At 61.1% G+C, this 21,934-nt stretch carries 19 protein-coding genes and 2 pseudogenes; 13 read left to right on the forward strand and 8 right to left on the reverse strand.

What is annotated here, in order from left to right; translation table 11 throughout:
* Nucleotides 1-108 precede the first annotated feature (108 nt).
* Nucleotides 109-600, reverse strand: a complete 492-nt coding sequence (locus MF410_RS31400) for a GNAT family N-acetyltransferase (protein ID WP_097624295.1) — start codon at nucleotides 598-600, stop codon at nucleotides 109-111.
* 161 nt (nucleotides 601-761) lie between these two features.
* Here MF410_RS31400 and MF410_RS31405 point away from each other — a divergent pair, with 161 nt between their 5' ends.
* A complete protein-coding gene (locus tag MF410_RS31405) occupies nucleotides 762-1,421 on the forward strand; it encodes a sigma-70 family RNA polymerase sigma factor (RefSeq protein WP_239620858.1) in 660 nt (219 codons plus the stop codon).
* On the opposite strand, the pseudogene MF410_RS31410 reads toward MF410_RS31405, so the two are convergent.
* The 3 genes and pseudogenes from MF410_RS31410 to MF410_RS31420 all read right to left on the reverse strand — a co-directional run bounded on the left by MF410_RS31410 (nucleotide 1,312) and on the right by MF410_RS31420 (nucleotide 4,912).
* Nucleotides 1,312-2,498: pseudogene (locus tag MF410_RS31410) on the reverse strand (PLP-dependent transferase). The gene MF410_RS31405 and the pseudogene MF410_RS31410 sit on opposite strands and share 110 nt — an antisense overlap.
* A gap of 18 nt (nucleotides 2,499-2,516) precedes the next feature.
* A pseudogene (locus MF410_RS31415) lies at nucleotides 2,517-3,926 on the reverse strand (MATE family efflux transporter); the annotation flags it as partial.
* Complete coding sequence (locus tag MF410_RS31420; RefSeq protein WP_179867084.1) at nucleotides 3,923-4,912, reverse strand: GNAT family N-acetyltransferase; 990 nt, start codon at nucleotides 4,910-4,912, stop codon at nucleotides 3,923-3,925. The pseudogene MF410_RS31415 and the gene MF410_RS31420, both read right to left, overlap by 4 nt.
* A 194-nt stretch (nucleotides 4,913-5,106) precedes the next feature.
* Between MF410_RS31420 and MF410_RS31425 the strand changes: the two genes are divergently transcribed.
* The 3 genes from MF410_RS31425 to MF410_RS31435 are packed head-to-tail and all read left to right on the forward strand — an operon-like array spanning nucleotide 5,107 to nucleotide 10,690.
* Nucleotides 5,107-5,325, forward strand: coding sequence for an MbtH family NRPS accessory protein (locus MF410_RS31425; protein WP_222135122.1), 219 nt, complete (start codon nucleotides 5,107-5,109; stop codon nucleotides 5,323-5,325).
* A gap of 20 nt (nucleotides 5,326-5,345) precedes the next feature.
* Nucleotides 5,346-9,335 (forward strand): amino acid adenylation domain-containing protein, encoded by a 3,990-nt coding sequence (locus MF410_RS31430; protein WP_239620861.1) that lies wholly within the window; start codon nucleotides 5,346-5,348, stop codon nucleotides 9,333-9,335.
* A complete protein-coding gene (locus MF410_RS31435; protein ID WP_222148694.1) occupies nucleotides 9,332-10,690 on the forward strand; it encodes a SidA/IucD/PvdA family monooxygenase in 1,359 nt (452 codons plus the stop codon). Before MF410_RS31430 ends, MF410_RS31435 begins: the two co-directional genes overlap by 4 nt.
* On the opposite strand, the gene MF410_RS31440 is transcribed toward MF410_RS31435, so the two are convergent.
* Nucleotides 10,663-11,379, reverse strand: coding sequence for a 4'-phosphopantetheinyl transferase superfamily protein (locus MF410_RS31440; protein WP_222148693.1), 717 nt, complete (start codon nucleotides 11,377-11,379; stop codon nucleotides 10,663-10,665). The two genes, MF410_RS31435 and MF410_RS31440, sit on opposite strands and share 28 nt — an antisense overlap.
* Before the next feature lie 278 nt (nucleotides 11,380-11,657).
* Here MF410_RS31440 and MF410_RS31445 point away from each other — a divergent pair, with 278 nt between their 5' ends.
* Complete coding sequence (locus tag MF410_RS31445) at nucleotides 11,658-13,535, forward strand: HAMP domain-containing methyl-accepting chemotaxis protein (protein WP_183854281.1); 1,878 nt, start codon at nucleotides 11,658-11,660, stop codon at nucleotides 13,533-13,535.
* 139 nt (nucleotides 13,536-13,674) lie between these two features.
* Here the strand turns inward: MF410_RS31445 and MF410_RS31450 are convergent, their stop codons facing one another.
* Nucleotides 13,675-14,319, reverse strand: coding sequence for an NrsF family protein (locus MF410_RS31450; RefSeq protein ID WP_097624304.1), 645 nt, complete (start codon nucleotides 14,317-14,319; stop codon nucleotides 13,675-13,677).
* Nucleotides 14,316-14,864, reverse strand: coding sequence for a sigma-70 family RNA polymerase sigma factor (locus tag MF410_RS31455; protein WP_131710621.1), 549 nt, complete (start codon nucleotides 14,862-14,864; stop codon nucleotides 14,316-14,318). The genes MF410_RS31450 and MF410_RS31455 overlap by 4 nt, the downstream gene beginning before the upstream one ends.
* A 185-nt stretch (nucleotides 14,865-15,049) precedes the next feature.
* Between MF410_RS31455 and MF410_RS31460 the strand changes: the two genes are divergently transcribed.
* The 6 genes from MF410_RS31460 to MF410_RS31485 all read left to right on the forward strand — a co-directional run bounded on the left by MF410_RS31460 (nucleotide 15,050) and on the right by MF410_RS31485 (nucleotide 18,668).
* Entirely contained in the window at nucleotides 15,050-15,313 is a 264-nt protein-coding gene (locus MF410_RS31460) for a pentapeptide MXKDX repeat protein (protein WP_131710622.1), read from the forward strand.
* A gap of 137 nt (nucleotides 15,314-15,450) precedes the next feature.
* Nucleotides 15,451-16,290: a cytochrome b/b6 domain-containing protein gene (locus MF410_RS31465; protein WP_097624307.1), complete on the forward strand. Its 840-nt coding sequence runs from the start codon at nucleotides 15,451-15,453 to the stop codon at nucleotides 16,288-16,290.
* Nucleotides 16,290-17,066: a molybdopterin-binding protein gene (locus tag MF410_RS31470; protein WP_183781536.1), complete on the forward strand. Its 777-nt coding sequence runs from the start codon at nucleotides 16,290-16,292 to the stop codon at nucleotides 17,064-17,066. The genes MF410_RS31465 and MF410_RS31470 overlap by 1 nt, the downstream gene beginning before the upstream one ends.
* 268 nt (nucleotides 17,067-17,334) lie before the next feature.
* Nucleotides 17,335-17,592 carry a hypothetical protein gene (locus MF410_RS31475; protein WP_239620863.1) on the forward strand — a complete coding sequence of 86 codons (258 nt, stop codon included), beginning with the start codon at nucleotides 17,335-17,337 and terminating at the stop codon, nucleotides 17,590-17,592.
* Between the two features lie 172 nt (nucleotides 17,593-17,764).
* A complete protein-coding gene (locus tag MF410_RS31480; protein WP_183781533.1) occupies nucleotides 17,765-18,037 on the forward strand; it encodes a hypothetical protein in 273 nt (90 codons plus the stop codon).
* 379 nt (nucleotides 18,038-18,416) lie between these two features.
* Nucleotides 18,417-18,668 carry a hypothetical protein gene (locus MF410_RS31485; protein ID WP_239620864.1) on the forward strand — a complete coding sequence of 84 codons (252 nt, stop codon included), beginning with the start codon at nucleotides 18,417-18,419 and terminating at the stop codon, nucleotides 18,666-18,668.
* A gap of 83 nt (nucleotides 18,669-18,751) precedes the next feature.
* On the opposite strand, the gene MF410_RS31490 is transcribed toward MF410_RS31485, so the two are convergent.
* The gene (locus MF410_RS31490) at nucleotides 18,752-19,489 is read right to left on the reverse strand and encodes a Crp/Fnr family transcriptional regulator (RefSeq protein WP_097624311.1); all 738 of its coding nucleotides are present in this window, start codon (nucleotides 19,487-19,489) and stop codon (nucleotides 18,752-18,754) included.
* 649 nt (nucleotides 19,490-20,138) lie between these two features.
* Between MF410_RS31490 and MF410_RS31495 the strand changes: the two genes are divergently transcribed.
* Together MF410_RS31495 and MF410_RS31500 are read left to right on the forward strand one after the other, a co-directional pair.
* Entirely contained in the window at nucleotides 20,139-20,876 is a 738-nt protein-coding gene (locus tag MF410_RS31495; protein ID WP_097624313.1) for a Crp/Fnr family transcriptional regulator, read from the forward strand.
* A gap of 290 nt (nucleotides 20,877-21,166) precedes the next feature.
* Nucleotides 21,167-21,925: a FadR/GntR family transcriptional regulator gene (locus tag MF410_RS31500; protein WP_183781530.1), complete on the forward strand. Its 759-nt coding sequence runs from the start codon at nucleotides 21,167-21,169 to the stop codon at nucleotides 21,923-21,925.
* The last annotated feature ends 9 nt before the right edge of the window (nucleotides 21,926-21,934 follow it).

Consider the following 21,934-nt stretch of genomic DNA (forward strand, 5'->3'; position numbering starts at 1 on the left):
TTGTCGATGCCAGCCCGTAGTCGAGCGAAACGACGCCGCCGCCTCCGGCACGCACGGTTGCGGGTGCGCCGGTCATTGCCAGCGCACCAAGCAGAAAGTCTCGTCGTCTCAAAGCGTCGTCTCACCTGCCTGGACGCCGGCAAGCGGCTTGACCATGAACAGGCACGGGTGATCCTCGTGCCATAGCTTTGCAAAGACCTCCGCCCTGATAAAGCCGTTGCGGTCGTAGAAGCGCCGCGTCGCCTCGAATTGCGGTTCCTCGCGGTCGCGCGGGGCGAGCGTCTTGACCGTCAGCAACCGGGCACCCGCTTCATGGCTGAAACGTTCGGCTTCGTCGATGAGATGACGTCCGGCGCCGCGGCCGTGATGTTCGGGGCGTGTCGCGATCAGTGCGATTTCGACGGCATCAGGCAGGTGCGGCTTCAGGGCGATCAGCGCGGTGACGACATCCGCTTCGATATAGCCGAAGACCGGCAGCTCCTCGATCGCCTGGGCGCTCGCTTCGATGACTTCGGGTTCCGAAAACCAGTCGGGCAAAGCCCTCATGATCGATCGGCAGAGCTCCGCCTTGCCCGTCAGGATCTCAACTGTCCTTCCCATTTTTCTCGCTTTCACTCCGTCGATTTAAACTTGACTCCTGTTATCACCTTAAAATAAACACTGCAATCAAATCGTGTACTTTCCTGCAAAAAAGAGCGCCACGACTACGTCGACCAGTAACGACAAAGCCTGTTTTCCATTTGTAAAAAGGGTACGGGACAATGCAAGCATTGCATCGCGATGTGAATGGAAATGCCGTTGTCAACGCTATGATCGAAAACAAGGATAAGCTCCTTAAGACGATTGAAAGCGTTGTTAAATCAAGGTCATATTCTGAGGATATCTTTCAGGATGGTGTTATTAAAGCTTACGGGGTCAAAACCGATGGTATTCGTTGCCCGATCGGTTACGCCTTTCGGATGGTTTATAATCTCGCACTCGACGAAAGCCGCCGCCGCCGTCAGCAGATGAACAACTATAGGTCGATAGATCAGGTTCAGGAGATCACGGCTCCCATCCCAACTGTGCTCGACCAGCTTGTCGCCGCCGAGACGCTGCGCGATGTGCTTGCCTCGCTCGAGGCCTTGCCGAAGCGCACCAACGATGCCTTCATACGGCACCGCCTCAACGGCGTGCCGCAGAAGGATATTGCCGCCGAACTCGGCGTCTCAAGGACCCTCGTCAACTTCATGATCAAGGCGGCGGAGGAGCATTGCCATCTCGCGATGGCCGAACCCCTCCTGCGCCCCGATTATGCGCACCGGCAAGTTGTTAACGTCTCGCAGCGTGCAGCGCCTGCTGCAAATCGTTCCACAGCAGTTCCGGCTCTTCCAGGCCAACGGCGAAACGAACCGTCTGCTCGCTCACGCCGAACCGGATGAAGGAAGTCATCCGGTCGGGGATCTGCAGCGCCACCTTGGCGGGGACCACCAGTGTTTCGGGTCCCCCCAGCTAACGCCGAGGCGGATGTCGCGGAGACTATTCACAAAACGGGCGACGTCGATATCGGGATTGAGGTCGAAGGCGAACAGCCCGGCATAACCCGACAGCGTCGCCCGACCGGGATGATCCTGAAAGGCCGGGTGACGGACGCGCGCGATCGCCGAATGCTGTTTCAGCCGATCGGCCAGCAGAAGCCCGCTGCGCTCATGTTCCTTCAGCCGGACACGCAGGGTCCGCATGCCGCGCAGCAGCAGCCAGGCCTCGAACGGCGAGAGCTTGGCGCCGACATAGGGATAGGAGGTCGCGTTGATCCGCGCGATCGCCTCCTTCGAGCCGACGACGACGCCGGCGACCGTATCGCTGTGGCCGCCGAGATATTTCGAGGCGGCGTGGATGACGATATCGACGCCGTGCTGGATCGGCTTCTGAAACAGCGGCGTTGCCCAGGAATTGTCGATGATGGTGGTAACGCCCGCCTCCTTCGCCATGGCCGACAGCGCCGCAATATCCTGCAGCTCGAAGACGAAGGATGTCGGGTTTTCGAGATAGAGCAGCTTGGCGCCGGAGAGCGCCTTGCGGACCTCGTCGTGGTCGGCGGGATCGACGAAATCGACGGCGACGCCGAGCCGGTCGAGCAGTTTAACCAGAAGACGGTAGACATCATTATAGAGGTGGCGGACGGCGACGACCCGGTCGCCGGCCTGCACCAGGCTCAGAATTGTCGAGGTGATGGCGGCCGTTCCGCTCGAAAAGGCGCGCCCATCCTCGGCGCCCTCGAGGCGGGCGACCAGGAGTTCGAATTCGCGGACGGTCGGATTGTCGCCGCGCGAATAGATGTAGTTGCGGGTGCGGCCGGCGAAAACATCCTCCATCGCCTCGTAACTGTCATAGGTGAAAAGCGAGGTCTGGAAGATCGGCGGCGACACGGCGTTGAATGCCGCCGGATCGACGGGCGTGAAGAGATCGTCGGCGACTGCATGGGCGCCAAGGTCGTGCGGATTGATCGATTGGTTCATGGTCATCCTCTCATGGACAAAAGCTGGATAGGGACGGATGGAGGTCAGACGGCTGGTGGAGCGCTGCCGGAGTGCGCTGAGCGATCTCACCAGGCAGACCGCGGACAGCAGGCCGGTCAGGGCCGAGGCCAGGAACATCGCGGCCAGCAGGCCTGAAAAGCCGAAGAAGGGCGGCAGGAACGCAAGCAGCGGAAAAAGCAGATAGCCGTTCTGCGCCAGGCCGATGGCAACCGCCGCCTTGGGTCTGCCCTGCGCCTGGAAAAGGATCAGCACCGTTTGCCGCAGGCCGAACAGCAGAAGCGGAAGATGGGTTGCGACGATCGCCTGCCCGGCTATCCCGATCGCTGTCGCATCGTTGGTGAAGAAGGAGGCAAGCTCTTTGGAGAAGGCAAGCGCGGTCAGCCCACAGGTGCCACTCACCGCACTCGTGACCGCTGTCAGGATGCGGGTTGCCGACAGCACCCTGGCCATATCGCCTCGACCCCAGGCAAAGCTTAGGATGGACTGGGCCCCAAGCGAGATGCCGATAACGGGAAGTGTTCCGACCGCAAGCAGCCGCAAGGCAATCCCAATGCCGGCAATGCCGGCTTCTCCGTGATAGGTGGCGGCGAGCGACACCATGATCGCAATCGCGCCTGCCGTCGTAAGGCTGGTCAGCGTCGTCGGCGCCCCGACTGCAAGGACGGGCCTGAGAGTGCGGATGTCGGCCAACCGCCAGTCGAGGCTCAGCCGGACCGCCCCAAGCCGCCTGATGTGGTAGGCGCCATAGATGGAAAGCGCGACGAGCTGGGACAGGATGGTGGCGATGGCAACGCCTTCTAGGCCGAGGCCGAATCCGAAAATCATGATCGGGTCGAGGATCATGTTCAAGGCAAAGCAGGCGACCAGCGTCCACATGCTGAAGCGGGCGTTACCCTCGGCGATCGCCAGGAAATCGAGAATGATCTGCGCCATCGTCAGCGGGACCGAGATCGCGATGATCATCAGGTAATGTTGCGCAAGCGGCTCGATCGCGGGCGTGGCGCCGAACAGCAGCAGATCCGGAAAGGCGACGAGTGTGAGCGCACTTGCCGCGCCGAAGGCGACGCCGGCAGCAAGGCTGATCGACGCAATGGCGCCGGCCCGCGAGCGGTTGCCGGCGCCGAGCATCCGCCCGACCTCGGTTGCGACGCCGACGCCGATGCCTTCGCCGAAGGCGGCGATCAGCATCAGGATCGGCAGGACGATCATGATCGCGGCGATCTGGTCTTCGCCGATCATGCCCACGAAGACCATGTTGATCGTGTGATGCGCGGCATTGATCGACAGGCCGAACATGGCCGGCAGTCCTAGCCGCAGCAGCAGCCTGAGAAGTTGAGGATTGGCAAGATCTTCCGGGGCGAGGCGCCGTTTGCGAAGACTGCCGCTCATCTCGCTCATATCGTTCATGATGCGGGCACCCAGAGATGGTCGCCGAAAAAACGCTCGCGGGTCAGCATGACGAGCAGCGCCCGCTTGTGCGGAAAATTGAAATGCTTGACCTTGGCGAAACCCGAGCGATCGAGGTTGCGGATCTGCTGCTCGTGACTGGCGCGCGGCTCGCCGACGATGCGCTTCGTGCGCGGATCGTCTAGGAAGATGAAATGCATCAGCGAGGGAAGCCAGGCGCTGATCCATTTCTTGCCGCGATAATCGGGTTCGCCGATCGCGACATGCCAGCCGCGGTCATAGTCGTCGGCATCGTAGAAGGGGCCGAGCCGGTTTTCCTTGGCCCAGTAGACCTCGAAATAACCGAAGGGGATGTCCGCGAAACTGCCGATCAGCGGCAGGACATGCGGATCGGCGATCCGCTCCTCCAGGATCTCCCGGTGCCTGTCGAGCGAGCCCGCATCCTCCCAGATCGTATTGACCTGCTCGTCGTTCATCCAGCGATGGAAGGCGGCAAGATCGGTCTCGGGATCGGCCACCCGGAAGCTGATGTCGCGTTCCAGCCAGGGAATGAATCGCCGGTAGACCGTGCCCTTCGGCTTTGCCGGCCGGCGCGGATGATAACGGCCGGCGGTCATTTCCTGCACCGGCGGCAGCGGGTAGCTGAGCTGCGGCAGCCAGAGCGACGGCCATTGCCAGAGGATCTCCGAATCCAGCGTGCCGCCGGCGCCGGAAATATGCGGCGGGAGGCTCGCCTGATGCCCGTCGAAGACGACTGATCTGATCGAGCGATCTTCCGCCGTCACGGCTTCGGCGGCCGCCATCAGAAGCTCGGCCGATCGCACGGGATCGCCGTGGTAGAAGGTCAGCGTCGCGGTGTCGGCCTCGACCTCGAATGCGGCCTCGTGGTGACCGTGCGCGGTCTTCAGATGGATAAGATTGGGTGCGAGGCTGATGTAGCTGCGCGACTGCAGAACGCGCCTTTGTTTGGCGGCGTCGAAATCCATGATGTTCTCCTTGACCGACCGGGCTTTTGATGTGGCGAGCATGAAGCCCGCTCTTCTGCCGATTTGGTAGAATGACGATCCATCTCTGGGCGAATTTAGGGGTGAACGAAGAAAAAAATTCTCAGCAATTTTCTAAACCGCAGCCATCGGAATTCGTCATTTGCGCATGACATCAATCACCGCAGGAGCTTTCGATGGACAGTTTTGAGCCTCGCGACGATCTCTGGATCGCCGTCATCGACACCGAGCACCACTACTCGGTCTGGCCGCAGGACAAGCGGATTCCCACGGGCTGGGAGCCGGCCGGCTTTGCCGGTTCACGTCAGAAATGCCTGGCCCATATCCGCGACGTCTGGACGGACCCGCGTCCCCTCTCGCTGCGCTCGGCAATATCAGGCGATGCGCGTCTCTGAATAACGTCCGGATCCCCAAGATGAACAAGCAAATCACAAATTTCGCCGATGCTTCCCCGACCGATGCTGCAATGGATGCGGTCTTCGAGAGCTTTCCGCTGACGATCGCGCAGAAGCGCATCTGGTCACTGGAGCAGATCGGCAATTACACCGTCTTTCCCGACCAGATCATCGGGCTGCGTTTGAGCCCGCCAACCGACCTCGAGATGATTGTCGGCGCCTGCCGGGCGCTCATGGCGCAAAATGCGTCGCTTGCTAGCCGCTTCCGCCGGCTGGCGGGCGGCCGGATCGAGCAATATCGCGGCGCATCGAGCGCGGTGCCGATCGAGATCCTCGGCAGAGACGGCGCGGCCCTTTCCGAGCCGGATGCGTCGGCGGCAAGGAAAGCCTTCCGCGACGAGCGCTTCGATCTGCTAGAGGAGCCCGGTGCACGCATCCAGATCATCCGGCTTGCCCAGGGGCAGTCGCTGCTGACGATCGTGCTGCATCCGATTGTCTGCGACGACCACGAAAAATCCGTTCTTGCCAGGTCGCTGGCGCGAATTCTCGATGGCGAGCCCATTGGCGACATGCATCCGCTGGAAATCTCGGCCGGGACGCGGGAGGCCGATTGGCTGGAGACGGACGAAGCGCGGGAAGCGCTTGCCTATTGGCGCGACACCATCGGTCTCGACTATGCGGCCTCGACTTTTCCCACCCGCTTCAACAGCGGCGGGCTGGCAGGCGTGGCGCGCGCGCAGCACCGATTTTCGATCGAGGCCGACCTCTGGAGCAAACTCGAACGGGATGCGGCGGGGAAGGGCGTTCCGGTCGAGCGCGTGCTTCACGCCGCCTTCTGCGCCCTGCTGGCCCGCTACAGCGGCAACTACGCTTTGCTGACCGGCCTTCTCGTTGCGCGGCCACATAAGGAGCATTTTGCCAGCCGCGGCCGTGCCGAGCAGGTGCTCCCGATCATCCTGTCGCTGACCTCGAGACATTCTCTCGACGATATCATAGCGGCGATCTCGTCGGCGAGCGAAGAGGGGCAACGCCGGCTCCTGCCGCTGGAACGCATCACCCAGGAACTGGTCGTCGACGAAGCCGCCGCCCAGGAAGCCGTGGTCAAGGCGCTGTTCGAATTCCGCGGACGCTATGCGGTGCCCAGCCACGCCACAAATCTGGAGCCGCCGGGCGCCCGCGCCGACAGCGAGCTTTCCCTGGTGGTCGAGGCGCATTCGGGCGGCGCATCCGCGCTGATCGACTACGCGCAGGATCTTTATGACGGCGCCCTGGTTGCCCGCATCGCCAGGCATTTCGGCCTCCTACTCGAACAGATGGTCGCCCAGCCGAATGTGAGGATCAAGGATATCGAACTGGTGGGGAGCGAAGAGCTGGACTGGCTGTCGGCGCCTTACGAGGATGATGCCGTCAACGACGACAGGCCGGTGCATGAGCTGATCGCAGCCCATTCGCGCCGCACGCCTGAGAAGACCGCGATCGTCTACGGTGACGAGGAATGGAGCCATGGCTGGCTGGAAGCAAACACCAACCGCCTCGGGCATCGGCTGCGGCAGCTCGGCGTTCGCGCCGAGGTGACGGTCGCCATCTTCATCAAGCGCTCGCCGGAGGCGATCGTCGGCATTCTCGCAACGCTGAAGGCCGGCGGCGCCTATATTCCCGTCGAGCCCGACCACCCGCCGGTACGCAACCACCACATCCTGCGCGACGGGGGCGTCAAGATCGTCCTAACCCATAGCTGGCTGCGCCATCGGCTGCCGGAAGAACTCGACGCCATTATTCTCGAACTCGACAAGATCGACCTCGACGGCGAGCCGGATACGCCGCTCTATAGTCCCACGCACAAGGATCAGCTCGCCTATGTCATGTACACGTCGGGCTCGACCGGATTGCCGAAGGGCGTCGCCGTCGAACACGGGCCGCTGACGCACCATCTGCAAAACACCTCGCGAGTCTACGGCATGAGCTCGGAATCTCGTGAGCTGCCGTTCCTGCCCTTCAGCTCGGATGGCGGCCATGAGCGGTGGATGAACCCGTTGATGGAGGGCGGCAGCATCATCCTTCCCGATCAGCCGCTCTGGACGCCGGAAGAGACATTGACGGCGATGCGCAAGCATGGCGCCAACAATGCCAGCATTCCCACAACCTATCTGCAGCAGCTGGCGGAGTGGGCTGACATCACCGACGGGGCGCCGCCGATGCGGCTTTACTCGTTCGGCGGCGAGGGGCTTGCACAACCGACCTTCGATCTTCTGTCGCGGGCACTGAAGGCGGAATGGCTGATCAACGGTTACGGTCCCACAGAAACCATCATGACGCCGATGGTCTGGAAGGTGAGGGCCGGTACGAAGTTCCAGGGCGTCTATGCGCCGCTCGGCCGCGCCGTCGGGCTGCGGCGCGTCTATGTGCTCGATCCCGATCTCAATCTTTGCCCGATCGGCGTCACCGGCGAACTCTACATCGGCGGCGAGGGCATTGCGCGCGGTTATCTCGGCAAGCCGGATACGACGGCCGATCGCTTCATTCCCGACCCATTCTCCAAGGAGGGCGGCCGGCTCTATCGCTCCGGCGACCTGACGCGTTGGCGTGAGGACGGAACCGTCGAATTCGTCGGCCGCGTCGACCATCAGGTGAAACTGCGGGGATACCGCATCGAGCTCGGCGAGATCGAAGCGGCCCTCCTCCAGCAGCCCGGCGTCGGTGAAGCGCTGGTCGTGCTGCGCGATGACGATGCCGGCGAGAAGGCGCTGGTCGCCTATGTCGTTCCGAAGAAGGACGAGACGTTGAACGTCGAGACCGTCCGCGCCGGCCTCGAACGCAGCCTGCCTTCCTACATGGTGCCGGCGGCGGTGGTCGAACTGGAAAAGATGCCGACCAATCCGAACAGCAAACTCGACCGCTTCGCGCTGCCCGCACCCCAGCCGGTCCGGCGCGAAATCGTCGAGCCGGCGACCACACTCGAAGAGGAGGTACTGGATGTCTGGCGCCAGGTTCTGAAGCTGGAAGCGATCAGTGTCGAGGATAATTTCTTCACGATCGGCGGCAATTCGCTGGGCGCGATCCGCATTCTTTCGCAGCTCAGGCAGCGCCGGCCGAAAACGCCGCTCACCGTCGCCGATATCTTCAATAATCCGACCATCCGCGCCTTTGCCGGCGTGATGGAGCAGGGGACCGAACGCGATCTGTCGCAGGTGATCGTGCTGCGCGCTTCCGGCGCCAAGCCGCGGCTCTATTGCTTCCCGGGGCTTCTCGTCAGCACCCGCGAATATGTGAAGCTGGTCGATTATCTCGGCGCCGACCAGCCGGCGACCGGCTTCATTTGCCATTCGCTGTCCGAAAAGAAGGAAGTCGGCGCGCCGATCGAAGAGATCATCGAGAGCTATGTCGATCATATCAGGACCCACAGCAAAGGCGCGCCTTGCACCTTCCTCGGCTGGTCCTGGGGCGGGCTTCTGGCCTACGAGGCGGCCCGGACGCTCGGCAACGAGGTCGACGTCAGGATGATGGCGATGGTCGATGTTTGCGACCTCGGCTCTGAATTCGCGATCGGCGGCAAGCCGAGGTTCCGGCCGGGCGAGCGCGACGCGCTGCATCGGGACGTGCAGGCATGGCTGCAGAAAACGGCGATGCGCCCCGAATGGGACCGGCTGTTGTCGACGATGGACGCGGATACCTACGATCAGTTCCTGCGTTTCGTCGGCGACGAGAAGGATCCGCTTCCGACCGACGGGCCTGACATCAGCAGCCGCGAGCATACGTTCTGGGTGCTGATCGACAATGCCCTGATCTTCCGCAAGCATCGGCTCGTCCCTCACGATGTGCCGATCTATCCCTGGGCAGCCGACGACAGCCTCAATCGCGGCCTTAACCTGATTGACTGGCGCCGCCTGTCGCCGCGGGCGCATGCGGCCGAAATCATCACCGGCACCAACCATCTGCACATGATCGGGTCTCCCGCCTTCCATTCAAGGCTTGCCCTGCGTCTCAAGGAAACAGAGAAGGATTTCGCATGACCGTCGCTTTTACCCGCAGGGATGCCGTCAACGAGCCGCTCGATCTTGCCGGCATCGGCATCGGACCCTCCAATCTGAGCCTTGCCTGCCTGCTGGAATCGGTGCCCGAAGTTCGCAGCCGCTTCTTCGAGCGGCGGGACGCATTCGACTGGCATCCCGGCATGATGATGCCCGGCGTCGAGTTGCAATCGTCCTTCCTGAAGGACCTCGTCACGCCGGTCCTGCCGACCAGCCGCTGGTCGTTCGTTTCCTATCTGGTGGCGCATAAGAGGCTCTATGCCTTCCTCAACGCCAATTATGACGCCGTTCCGCGGCAGGAATTCGCACGTTATCTCGCCTGGGTCGCCAAGGGCGTGGAGGGTTTGCGTTTTGGGACTGACATTCGCGATGTCGAGCACCGCGACGACCGTTTCGTCCTGCGTTTCGACAACGGCCAGGAGGAAGCGAAGAACCTGGTGATCGGCACGGGATCTTCGCCCTTCGTGCCCGACTGGGCAAAACCCTTCCTGGGTGCCGATTGCTTCCATAACAGCGAGGCGAAATCGCGTATCACCGATCTGCGTGCTGGCCGCATCGTCGTCGTTGGCGGCGGCCAGAGCGGCGGCGAGGTCGTCGAAGCCTTGCTTGCGGACCCGAGTTCGATGAAAGAGCTTACATGGATCAGCCGACGACACAATTTCGAGCCGATCAACGACACGCCGTTTTCAAACCAGGTCTTTTCGCCTGAATATGTGCAGGCCTATCTGAAGCTCGGCGGCGAACAGAAGCAGGCAGCCTTGAAGAATTCGATCCTGACCAGCGACGGCCTGTCGATTTCGACGATTCATTCGATCTACCGCCGTCTCTACGCGCTGCGTTATCTCGAGCCGAGCACGCTGAACGCATCTCTGTCGCCGAGCCGCGACGTGATCCAGATGGAACGGAACGGCAATGCCTATCGGCTCATCGTCAGAAATCAATTCGACGGCGGGATCGAGGTGATGCATGCGGATGCGGTGGTGCTGGCAACCGGCTACCGGTTCCGATTGCCGGATGCGCTCGCGTCGCTGGGTGAACGGATAACGCTCGACAGAAACGGCTATCCCATGCTCAACGACGATTACACGATGCAATGGACAGGCCCGCGGGCAAACCGGCTGCTGGCGCAGAATGCAGGTCGATACTCGCACGGTATCGCCGACTCTCAGCTCAGCCTGATGGCTTGGCGCAGCGCGACGATCGTCAATACGCTGCTCGGCCGGCAGCATTTCGACGCGGAACCGGACAATGCGCAATTGGCCTGGGCAACGGAGACGGCGTCCGCAATGCCGCACCAGCTCAGAGCCGGCTATTCGGACGGGATGCTGTCGTCCTGAAATATCCGTGTCGAAATGCCGGGGAGCCCGGATTGAGAGCAGGCAGCCAGCGCCACGACGTGCCGGCTGCCGCTTTCGATGAGACGGTGGTGCCATCGCCGATCGCGATCGCCGCCGACCATGACGGGGACGCCATCCTTCCAGGCAAAAGCGATATTGCGAGGATCCTCGCGCAGCCCGACGCCCAGCGCCTTCAGATGGCTCTCCTTGAGCGTCCAGAGCGCGACAGCCGCTTGCGCGCGTTCGCGGGCAGACAATTCCGCGAGCCAGCGTCGTTCGTCCCCGCTGCAATAGCTAGCCACCGCCGCCTCTTCGATCTCGACGTCGATGCGTTCGCAGTCTATTCCGACGTGATCACATCCTGAAGCGACAGCGACCGTCACCAGCCCGTCAGCATTGGCGAGGCTGAATTGCGGCGCATCACGACCATCGAGCCTCAGCTTGCCGTCCTTGTCCGCAGACAAGACCAGCTCGCCTGGCGCTGTCCCGATAGATAAGCTCAACAGCCGTCGCAGGAGGTAGCGGCCGGCCATGAACGAGGCGCGATCTCCTTCGAACCGGTAGGTCGCCGCCCGATCCCGTTCCTCCTGTGAAAGCGACTCCATCCAGCAATTCCAGTGGCGTTCGTTGTTGGAATATTGCCAGAGCGCGATTTCAATTCCGGCAGGGTGATTGTCCGATTGCTGCATAGGTCCATTATCTCTGCTCAACACCGCGTCGCAAGCACCCGATCGTATCGAGAGGATTCAGCATGGGTTATTTTTGCTCGCGATGGCTGTTTTTCTGCGGGATTCCAGTAACTTGAGGTCGTGACGTCGTGAATTGAACGCGGAAGTAACTGTCCGCGCAAAAGATTTCCGCAAACCGAACAGGGCCCATTGTTTAGTTAATACTAAATTATTGAATCTGGTGCGAGATTTTGCATCAACCGGCAAGCCAGTCGTCCCAGCTCTTCGAGGAGACCCGCATGAAGCGCCCGAGCATCAAGCAAGCCCTGATCGTGAAGCTGTCGATCATCAGCCTTTTCATGGTTTGTCTGTCCTACATCTCACTGAGCACGATTTCTACGCTTCGTGCCAATACCGAGCAGATCGGGACCTTCTGGATGCACCGGCTTGTGACCGCGCGCGAGATCAAGGATAACTTCCTCGATCTGAAACTGGTCTACGCTCAGTATCTCCTGGAAGATACGGCGGAGGAACTGAAGGCCGGACAACAGAAAATCGATACCGCTCGGGCCGCGGTTGAGAAAGTTGTTGCGGAATACGAAAAGGGTGTCCGCACCGAGCGCGGGCGCGAACTGATCAATCAGATCAAGCCTGAACTGGACAAGTATAGCGGGCTGGCAGAGCAGATGATTGCGCTGCAAAATAGTGACAAGGCATCCGACGCGGCTCGCTTCTTCAAGGAGAATATGGAACCGCAATCCGTGCTAGTGGATAAGGGCGTCAGCGATCTGGTTGCTTTCATTCTCGGCCAGGCCGAAGGCTTCGTTGCCGCGAGCGACGGTTCCGCGACGTCCGCTTTCATGTTGACGGCCGCAATCGCAGCGCTGGCAGTGCTCATCGCCATGGCTGGTATCGCCTTTGCAGTATTCGGCATCGCCAACCCGATCCGAAGCATCGCATCGGCCATGAGGCGTTTGTCGAACGGTGACCTTGATAGCGCCATACCCGGTGCCGGCCGCGCCGACGAAGTTGGGGAAATGGCCGGTGCTGTCGAAGTCTTCCGCCAGAATGCTCTCAATGTCGTCAGGCTTGAGAAGGAAGCTGCTCTCTCCCGCAGCGAAAGTGAGGCAGTGCGCGCGGCAGCCCAGCAACGCGCCGAACGCGAGGCCGAACAATTGCGCTTCGCAACCACGACCTTGGGTGGAGGCCTTCGACGGCTTGCGGCAGGCGACATATCCTTCCAGCTTTCGGATCAATTTGCCGCCGAATACGAGACCTTGCGCGAAGACTTCAACGCGTCGCTCCGGCAATTGGGCACGACGATCGGGGCGGTGCTCCAGACGGTACACAGCATAGATAGCGGTAGCGGCGAGATCGCATCCGCTGCGCAGGACCTTTCCAAACGTACCGAACAGCAAGCAGCCTCTCTCGAGGAGACGGCCGCAGCCCTGGACGAAATCACCTCGAATGTGACGATGGCGTCCAAACGCACCGACGAGGCACGCAATGTGGCCCTGGAGGCCGATATCAGCGCTCAGCGGTCGGCAACTGTCGTAGCAGAGGCGGAACAGGCCATGCGACGCATCGAGGATAGTTCGGAGCAGATATCGAACATTATTGGTGCGATCGATGAGATTGCCTTCCAGACCAACCTCCTGGCGCTCAACGCCGGCGTTGAAGCTGCCCGTGCGGGTGAGGCGGGCAAAGGTTTTGCCGTGGTCGCACAAGAAGTCCGTGAGCTTGCTCAACGCGCTGCTCAAGCAGCCAAGGAGATCAAAGGCTTCATTCAGAAGTCCTCGACGGACGTCAAAAATGGCGTCAAACTGGTTCTCGAAACCGGTACGTCGCTGAAAGCGATTGGTGAGCACGTCATACAGATAAACCAGCTCATGGATGCGATTGCCACCTCGGCGCGCGAGCAATCGACCGGACTTGCCGAGATCAACACCGCCGTCAATCATATGGACCAGGCGACCCAGCAAAATGCGGCAATGGTCGAGCAGTCGACGGCCGCCGCCGCCTCTCTGTCCTCCGAGGCGGGCCGCCTGCGGCATCTGGTCAATCAATTTCAGTTGGACGGCGACAGAAGCACGGTGGGCGTGGAGAACGGCAGCCGGGGCTCCGACAGCGACATGCCGATCCGGCTGGTCGCTCAGCGGCGCGCCATGCAAAGATGAAGCGTGATGTCGGTACGCCGGACGATCTATTGGCCGCTGGCGGCGCAATGACGCGCTAACGCGCGACAACAATGCCCCCGATCGACGCAAGAGGACCCGTTCTATGCAAGGCTTTTCAGGCCCGGCGGCACCGAAGGATCTACCAGCGGAGGAGGCGAGGGCCGGTGACGGCGCCGAGCGCGCCAGTGAGCAGGATGCCCAGCGAATACCAGATCAACACGAAGGGCATGCCGTTCTCGGTGCAGAACCACGAATAGACCCAGGCGCCCGCGGCCCCCGCGGCAATGCCGGCGACGAAGCCCGTCAGCCGCAGATCGGTTGGCGCCGCCTGGCGCAGCGCCCAGACGGCGCCGGCATAGACGGGTAGGGCAAAGCCGAGGATCAGCAGCGGGCAATGGAGCGCCGAAGAGCCGAAGATCAGCACCGGATAAGCCTCGGTTGGAGCCATCATCAGTTGGATGGCAGCGACTGCCGCCATGGCGGCGAAGATTAAGGCAAGCAAATCGAAAAAACGGCCCTCGGAACCGTCAGGGCGGGAAAGCCGATAGACGGCGAGGAGCGCCACGACTGCAATCAGCGCATTATAGGCCGATTTGATCCAGAAGACCGGCAGCATCAGCACGTCTGATATATCGACCCGCGGACCGAGAATGGTCAGCATCAGCAGCAGGGAGAGCCCGAGCGCCGGCACGATGCCGAGCGCGAAGCGGCGGCGCAGCGCATCGCTCGGCACCGGCTTCAAGTCACCTGCCAGGCGTTCGATGAGGTCGTCCGTTTTTGTCACGATGTGCCTCGCATTCTCTCTGCCAGCGCCTTCAGCGCCCGGTGGATGCCGACCTTCACCGCCGATTCGGACTGGCCCGTGCGGCTTGCGGTGTCGGCGACCGACTGGCCCTCCAATTTCACCTGCCGGATCAGCTCACGTTGTCTCGGTGACAGCCCGTGGAGCAACCGCTCGACATCCATGCTGGCCGTCAGCGCATCCTCGCTGAAGTCGCTTTCGATCTCCTCGCCAAGCTCGGTCTCGGCGAGCCTGCGTCCGCCGCGGCCGCGATGATGGTCGATCAGCTTGTAGCGGGCGATCGAGAAGAACCAGGCCGTGAATGGCCTTTCCCGGTCATAGGTGGATCGGCGCGAATGCAGCGCCAGCAATGTCTCCTGAACCAGGTCTTCCATATCCGCTTTCGCCGCCGCCGCCATTCTGCGGCTGTAATAACCGACAAGCAGCAGGCGCAAAGCCGCCAGCAAACGCCGATAGGCCGCCTCGTCCCCGTCAAGGGACAGAAGCATTAATGCTTTCAGGGCTTCTTCCGAATGGGCGGTTGTCATGCTGTCAGAGACTTCATTCGATGGAAGCTGCCGATCGGTTACAGGGAAGATGAAAACAATGTTGGTATCACAGCTCTATCACAAGCGCGTGAGGCTGTAACGCATCCCGACGCTCCCCCGAATAGCCAAATGTGAGCCATCGGCAGGCCGCCGGCGGACACGAAAATCCATTTCGGGAGAGTTCCATGACCAAGCTTTTTTCCAGCCTTGCAGCCTGCACCTTCATCGTCGGTCTTTCGCTCGCCGGCGCCGCTTCGGCTGAAGACGCCATGAAGTCCGATACGATGAAAAAGGACACGATGAAGAAGGACACGATGCAGAGCAGCGCCATGTCGAAGGATGCCATGAAGATGTCGGGCACCAAGACGGACTGCATGCACAAGGCCGGCATGGAAAAGGATGCGATGAAAAAGACCGATATGATGAAGGCCTGCGACGCGATGAAGTAGCGTTCGCGTCTGCGCGGCCGCTGAAACTTTTCTACAGCGCCGCGCGTCTTTTTAGACGCGCAAAGGACGCTGTAGCACTTTTGATTGCTGCGGCCGCGTCCCCTCTTTTCGAAACGTCTGACTTTCGGAGAACCATCATGGCGACGATCGATGCCGGCACGAAAACCGGCCGCACGCTTATCTACCGCCACAGCCTTGCCGTGCGCCTGTCGCATTGGGTGAATGTGTTCTGCCTCACCGTGCTGCTGTTCAGCGGTCTGCAGATATTCAATGCGCATCCGGCGCTCTATTGGGGCCAGTACGGTGCCGACAACGACCCGTCCTTCATCGCCATGGAAGCCGTCGAGGGCGGCGACCAGGCGAAGGGGCTGACGCATGTCGGTTCGCTCACCTTCGATACGACAGGCGTGCTCGGTCTTTCGGATGTCGATGGCGAGGCGACAGCAAGAGGTTTTCCAAGCTGGCTCACGCTTCCAAGCTACCAGGATCTATCGGCTGGCCGGCGCTGGCATTTCTTCTTCGCCTGGCTCTTCGTTCTCAACGGCTCCGTCTATCTTCTCTATGGGCTGATCAGCCGGCATTTCCGCCGGGATCTCGCCCCTGAAGGCAAGGAACTGACGCTCGCCCATCTTGGGCATGAGGTCGCCAGCCATGCCCGGCTGCGTTTTCCGAAAGGAGCCGAGGCACGCCACTACAACACTTTGCAGAAGCTGACCTATCTTGCGGTGATCTTTTTGCTGTTGCCGCTGATGGTTGCGACGGGTCTCACCATGTCGCCGGGCTTCAACGCGGTGGCGCCCTGGCTGCTCGATGTCTTCGGCGGCCGGCAATCGGCCCGCACCCTGCATTTCCTCACCGCCTTCTCGCTCGTCGCCTTCGTTGTGGTGCATGTCGCCATGGTGATCCTGTCGGGTGTCTTCAACAATCTGCGCTCGATGATCACCGGCTATTACGCTATCGAACAGGGAGACGAATGATGAGCCGCCTGATCACCCGCCGCCGCTTCCTGATCGGCTCGACCCTCACCGCCTCCGCATTGGGATTGAGCGGCTGCGACGCAGTGGTCGAGAGCGAGCGGACGAAGTCGGTGTTGAAGATCGCCGAAGGCTTCAGCGTGAAGACGCAGCGCTTGCTGCTTGGCGACAACGCGCTGGCCCGCGAATTCAGCGAGACGGACCTCTCCCCGGTCTTTCGCTCCAACGGCACCAGCATGCCCGATAACCCGCAATATCTCGACTGGATGAGCCGGCAGTTCTCGACCTGGAGACTGGATGTCGGCGGTCTCGTCGAAAAGCCGTCGCAGTTCTCGCTGGCGCAGCTGAAGGCGATGCCGTCGCGTACCCAGATCACCCGCCACGACTGCGTCGAAGGCTGGAGCGCTATCGGCAAATGGATCGGCCTGCCGCTCGGCGCCTTGCTGCAATCGGTCGGGCTGAAGCCCGAGGCGCGCTATATCGTGTTTCATTGCGCCGACGAATACGAAAAGACGCTGGATGGCAGCGGCTGGTATTATGAGAGCATCGATCTGGTCGATGCGCTTCATCCGCAGACGATCCTTGCCTATTCGATGAATGGCCGCGACCTGGAAGTGGCGCATGGAGCGCCGCTGAGGCTCAGGGTCGAGCGGCAGCTCGGCTACAAGCAGGCGAAATATCTGACGCGCATTGAGGCGGTGGCCGATCTCGGTCGGCTTTATGGCGGCAATGGCGGCTTCTGGGAAGATCGCGGCTACGAATGGTATGCCGGCATATGAGTTGCGGGCAGGCTCCGATCTGCCTGTTCGCAAAGCTCATCAACTGAGTTTGCCGGCGTCTACGGAAATTCTTGGCGGGCAGAAGCCGCCAAGTACCTCTGTACGCTCAATGATTCTAGATGGTTAGGTTCGCCCACAACGACATCGATGCGCGGACTGACATGGACGACGAGCAATTGAATTTCCGGAATGAACTCTTATGCGCGATGGGGCCGCAAGAGCGCGAGCTTCTGTTGCTTCACCTGGAGCCTGTCGCTCTGGACGTCCTTTGGTCCTGGAAACGGAGAATACCCCGGTTAGCGACGTTTACCTGCTTGAGGCAGGTCTTGCCTCGATCGTGGCAAGATTTCCGGGCGGCCGCGACATTGAAGTGGGGATCGTCGGTCGCGAGTGCATGACCGGCGCCGCCGTTGTGCTCGGCGGTTTCCAATCGGCGAACCGGCGGCAGATCGCCATTCTCAACCGGCGGGGACTGATCGAAGAGGCGCACGGATCCGGTCTGCCGAGGAGGAATACCGGCGTCTGATCGGCAGGCATCTGGCGCGTTAAGCGGTTCGCCGGCCCTGATCCGGCCGCGTCGGTTCCACCATCTCGGCGGAAGGATCGAACGGAAGCCGGCATTGGTACGCTTCCGTACTCGTAGTTGAAATCGAAAATCCGAAGATTAGGATCTCCTTACATACTGGGGAGGAATGCGGATGACCCAGCATTCGGGAATTACGAAGCCGGCGCTGCAGCCTGAAGACATAACCATGTTGAGTGCAGTGCTGAGGCAGTGGTGCCGGGAAAAATCATGCGGGATCGGCAGTCCGGCAGCGCAACATGTTGCGCGGGAACTTGTCTCCTGGTTCGAATGCGGCATTCGCAATCCGCATAAACTCGCTGGCCTGATGCGCCACATGCACGTGGATGGGCCAACGGTCTCGCGCCCAGCCGCGAAAGCGGGCCAGTCAGAGCGTCAGGATGGATAGAATTCTCCGAGCCTCCCTCTCGGTCTGTTCCTCCGGTCTGAGCTTTCCGGAACGGCAGATCGCTCTCAGACAGATCGTCGATGAACTTCAGGAAACTCTGCGACGGCGCCCCCGATCCGCGCCCGATCCTCCTTCGTCTGCTTCATACGATCCGCGCTTCGATGACATCGATCGCCGGAGCCGATGACGACTGTTGGGAAGATATTATCCGGGAACCCTTCCAACTGCGGGCGACGATGGTGCGTCTGCGAGCCGAAACGGTTATTGCCATTGATCGGTTTCCCGGATGGGAAGGACGCTGATAGTGTTGCTGTCCGAGTAACAGGCGGGCTCTTTTCTGAGGAAGCGCGCCACGCGTTATGGCATTGATTCTGCGACGGTGAGGCAGCGCATCCCGAGGTTTTATTTCAACGTCGTGTCGGACGCCCCGGTGGTAGTCGATTTGGAAGGTTCGGAACTGGCGACGCTCGCCGATGCCAGACGAGAAGCCGTGCAGGATGCAAGGGCGCTGATGAGCCAGGCGGTGCTTGCAGGAAAAGACATCTCGGCGCGACGGATCCATATCTGCGATGAACTGGGAGGCGTCCTTCTGATCGTGCACTTTGTGGAGACGGTCCGGCGCTCGGATTAGAGCAATACGCCACGCGGTCTTGAGACGACTTGCGCTATTTCATTGTTTGGGATGCGGATGTTCGCAGGCCGGTTAATTTCACATCATCCGGATTTGGCCGGCCGGCGGATCGGTAGGCCGATCAGACGTTCATATTCGCGTTCCGGCACACCATAGCTTCCGGCGGCAATCTCCTCCAGCCGTTCCCGGTCGAGAATCCTGACATTGGCACGGGTCGACTTGATGGCTCTCAGGCCTTCGATGACATGCAGCTCGTTGGTTACGCCGGAGCGTCGAACGCCGAGCATGAGCGCCAGAAATTCATGGGTGAGCGGCAGGTCGCTTCCGGCCAGCCGGTCATGACACATCAGCAGCCAGCGGGCGAGCCGCTCATGCATGTTGTAGCGGCCGTTGGCGAGGGCCGACTGGGCCAGCTGGATGTCGCAGCAATGCACATAGTTGAGGAACAGGGCGTTGATTTCGGGAAAGGCTTTCAGCACCTGTTCGAAGTCCTCGACAGAGACCTGCAGCCCGGTTCCGGCGACCTGCATGAAGGTCCGGTTGGGCGTCGTATCTGTCTTCAGGAGGATATGCGCCCCCGCCATGCCCTCGTAGCCGATATGCCCGACCTCGACCGCCTCGTCTTCGGCATTCGAAGCGACCATCGATGCGAGACCGTCCTCGATGAAGCACACATGGTCGATCGGCTGATCGGCCTCGACCAGCACATGTTTCACCGGCAGCTGGATTGCCTGCGCAGCGGCGAGCAGCATGTCGAAGGCATCGGCAGGCAAGGCCTTCAACAGCAGATTGTGATTGTTGCGCTGATCCGCTGCGGCCATGGACGGTCTCCTGCGGGGAGGAGCCCGTGCTCATACCAGCAGCCTTCATGATCGCGGTATTGAACAGCTTATGCGTCAAAACAGCCGGCATAGCCATATTGATGGGCGGTTCTGTGCGGTTTTGACAATACCGGTGGAGAGGGAAGAATAAGATTATTCGTTAAAAATCATAGCATTAAGAGTAAATTGCAACAGAGCAATGTGTCAGGCGGGTACTTATGCATCTCTCGGCAATCGATGACAAAACCCCTGCCCGGTCGACGACTTTCGATCTGAAGCTCCGCCCTCCAGCTGCTGCACAAGCGCGCGCACCACCTTCATCCCCAGGCTTTTTCCGGCGTTCTCGTCTGATGAAAATTCCGGCGGCAGGCCCCTGCCACTGTCCGATACGCGAGCGGATGTCACCGCAGTCGTTGCGCGCGATGACGGAGACAGCGCCGCCGATATCGGAATAGCCGTGCTTGAAGGCATTCGTCACCAGTTCGTTGACCAGAAGCCGGACGGACACGGTCCGGCCGTCGACGCGAGGCCGGGTCATACGCCTTGCAATCAGGCGGCCCGGGGTCCATAATTCCCATCATCGTTGGCAGACTTCACGGCGCTGGCGGCTGGGAGACGGTGTGCTCTTGCCAAACCAAAGGGCAGGGCCATGCGACGTCTCCACACCCAGAATCTCATCCTAGCGCATCTGTCGGCTCCGGAGCTTCTGGCTCTGGAGACGGTTCTCGAACCGCTCATCCTCCCGCGCGATCTCGATCTCGTCCATACCGGCATGCTGGTCAGTCACTATTACTTTCTGGAAAGCGGTATCGCCTCGATGGTGGCGACGAGTCCGGAGGGCAGAAGGGCGGAGGTCGGCCTGGTCGGCAGGGACGGGGTGTCGCCGCCGACCCTGCTCATGGAGGGGAAACGATCGCCGTTCCAGGTGACGATGCAGGTCGCCGGTCATGGACGCCGTGTCGAAGCCGCTGCCTTGGCGGGGTTCCTGCGCGAGCAACCCGCAGTCCTGTCGCTGCTTTCGCACTTCGTCCATATCTTCTTCACGCAGGTCGCCCACACTGCGCTCTCCAATGCCGTTCACAAGATCGACGTGCGATTGGCGAAGTGGATTCTGATGTGCCACGATCGCCTGGACGGCGAAGAGATCGCGATCACCCACGAATATCTGGCGATCATGCTCGGCGTGAGACGATCGAGCGTCACCGATGCCTTACATATTCTGGAAGGCGAGCGCCTCATTCATTCCAGCCGCGGCCTGGTGATCGTTCGCAATCGCATAGCCCTCGAAAGCTTCGCGGCCGACGCCTACAATCTTCCGGGCATATCCGGGCCCGACCTTCCCGGTATCCGCTATCAATCATCTCGCGCACCGATCGCCGCGCATTGAAGCCTGTCGTCGATACGAAAGCGCGTCGCGGTTAACTTGATTCATGCGGCGCGCTTAGCTTTTTGTTTTTATGCATCTCGTTATCCGGGAACCGCTGCACACTTTCCGGCGACATGCATTAAACGCCGCTGCAATGGCCGAACCCCAGAACTCTTCTCAGTCTGTGGACGCTCGTGTTTTGCGTTTATGCGGCGGATTGACGCGCAACCCCTACGGTGATACCTATGTCTCAATTGGTCAGGCCAGTTGACCAGATGCGCGCTTGAGGAGGCACCGCCGGGGAGGCCAAAATGTTTTCACCTGTGGAATCGCGCCGCCTCTATCGGCAGGTGGCGGACCAGATTCGTTTGATGATATCACGCGGCGAACTTGCCGTCGGCCAGCGGCTGCCGGCCGAGCGCGACCTGGCCGAGCAACTGTCGGTGTCGCGCCCAACAGTGCGCGAGGCGCTGATCGTCCTGGAGGTCGAGGGCCTCGTCAATATCCGCATGGGATCCGGCATCTACGTGGTGCGCCAGCATGCCGCGACTGCGACGGGAAACGAGCGCGAGCCGGTGGAAGGGCCCTTCGAGCTGCTGCAGGCGCGCGCCATCATCGAGTGCGCCATTGCCGAAGAAGCGGCAGGCTGCGCCGGGCCGGAAGGCATCGCACTGCTCGATGAAGCGCTGACGCGCATGAGCGGCGGCGTCAACGATGCGAGCACGGTGCTTGCCGCCGATCGCGCCTTTCACACCGGCATTGCCGCCATCGTCGGCAATGCGACACTGATCCGTGTGACCGGCGAGATGTTCGACATGCGCATGACCCCTTATTTTGCCAAGCTCGCCAGCCACTTCGAGGGGCCGGGAACATGGCGCAGCGCCGTCGACGAACATCGGGTCATTCGCGATGCGATCGCCGCCGGCGATGGGGCAGGCGCCAAGGCGGCCATGCGCGCCCATCTCACCTTATCGCAGAAGAGGTTTTCCGAGAGCTTCGGGGAGGAGTTTTCGGGAGAGGAGGCGCGTGGCCGCAAGAAGGCGCCCGCGAAAGGAACCGACAAGATTTAACCCAAGCTC

It is taken from the genome of Rhizobium sp. C104 (assembly GCF_022354505.1).
GTDB classification, from domain to species: domain Bacteria; phylum Pseudomonadota; class Alphaproteobacteria; order Rhizobiales; family Rhizobiaceae; genus Rhizobium; species Rhizobium redzepovicii.

Coding starts and splice junctions, on each gene's coding strand:
- MF410_RS31400 (WP_097624295.1), bottom strand. CDS start 600: ATGGGAAGGACAGTTGAGATCCTGACGGGCAAGGCGGAGCTCTGCCGA.
- MF410_RS31405 (WP_239620858.1), top strand. CDS start 762: ATGCAAGCATTGCATCGCGATGTGAATGGAAATGCCGTTGTCAACGCT.
- MF410_RS31420 (WP_179867084.1), bottom strand. CDS start 4,912: ATGGATTTCGACGCCGCCAAACAAAGGCGCGTTCTGCAGTCGCGCAGC.
- MF410_RS31425 (WP_222135122.1), top strand. CDS start 5,107: ATGGACAGTTTTGAGCCTCGCGACGATCTCTGGATCGCCGTCATCGAC.
- MF410_RS31430 (WP_239620861.1), top strand. CDS start 5,346: ATGAACAAGCAAATCACAAATTTCGCCGATGCTTCCCCGACCGATGCT.
- MF410_RS31435 (WP_222148694.1), top strand. CDS start 9,332: ATGACCGTCGCTTTTACCCGCAGGGATGCCGTCAACGAGCCGCTCGAT.
- MF410_RS31440 (WP_222148693.1), bottom strand. CDS start 11,379: ATGCAGCAATCGGACAATCACCCTGCCGGAATTGAAATCGCGCTCTGG.
- MF410_RS31445 (WP_183854281.1), top strand. CDS start 11,658: ATGAAGCGCCCGAGCATCAAGCAAGCCCTGATCGTGAAGCTGTCGATC.
- MF410_RS31455 (WP_131710621.1), bottom strand. CDS start 14,864: ATGACAACCGCCCATTCGGAAGAAGCCCTGAAAGCATTAATGCTTCTG.
- MF410_RS31460 (WP_131710622.1), top strand. CDS start 15,050: ATGACCAAGCTTTTTTCCAGCCTTGCAGCCTGCACCTTCATCGTCGGT.
- MF410_RS31465 (WP_097624307.1), top strand. CDS start 15,451: ATGGCGACGATCGATGCCGGCACGAAAACCGGCCGCACGCTTATCTAC.
- MF410_RS31470 (WP_183781536.1), top strand. CDS start 16,290: ATGAGCCGCCTGATCACCCGCCGCCGCTTCCTGATCGGCTCGACCCTC.
- MF410_RS31480 (WP_183781533.1), top strand. CDS start 17,765: ATGACCCAGCATTCGGGAATTACGAAGCCGGCGCTGCAGCCTGAAGAC.
- MF410_RS31490 (WP_097624311.1), bottom strand. CDS start 19,489: ATGGCCGCAGCGGATCAGCGCAACAATCACAATCTGCTGTTGAAGGCC.
- MF410_RS31495 (WP_097624313.1), top strand. CDS start 20,139: ATGCGACGTCTCCACACCCAGAATCTCATCCTAGCGCATCTGTCGGCT.
- MF410_RS31500 (WP_183781530.1), top strand. CDS start 21,167: ATGTTTTCACCTGTGGAATCGCGCCGCCTCTATCGGCAGGTGGCGGAC.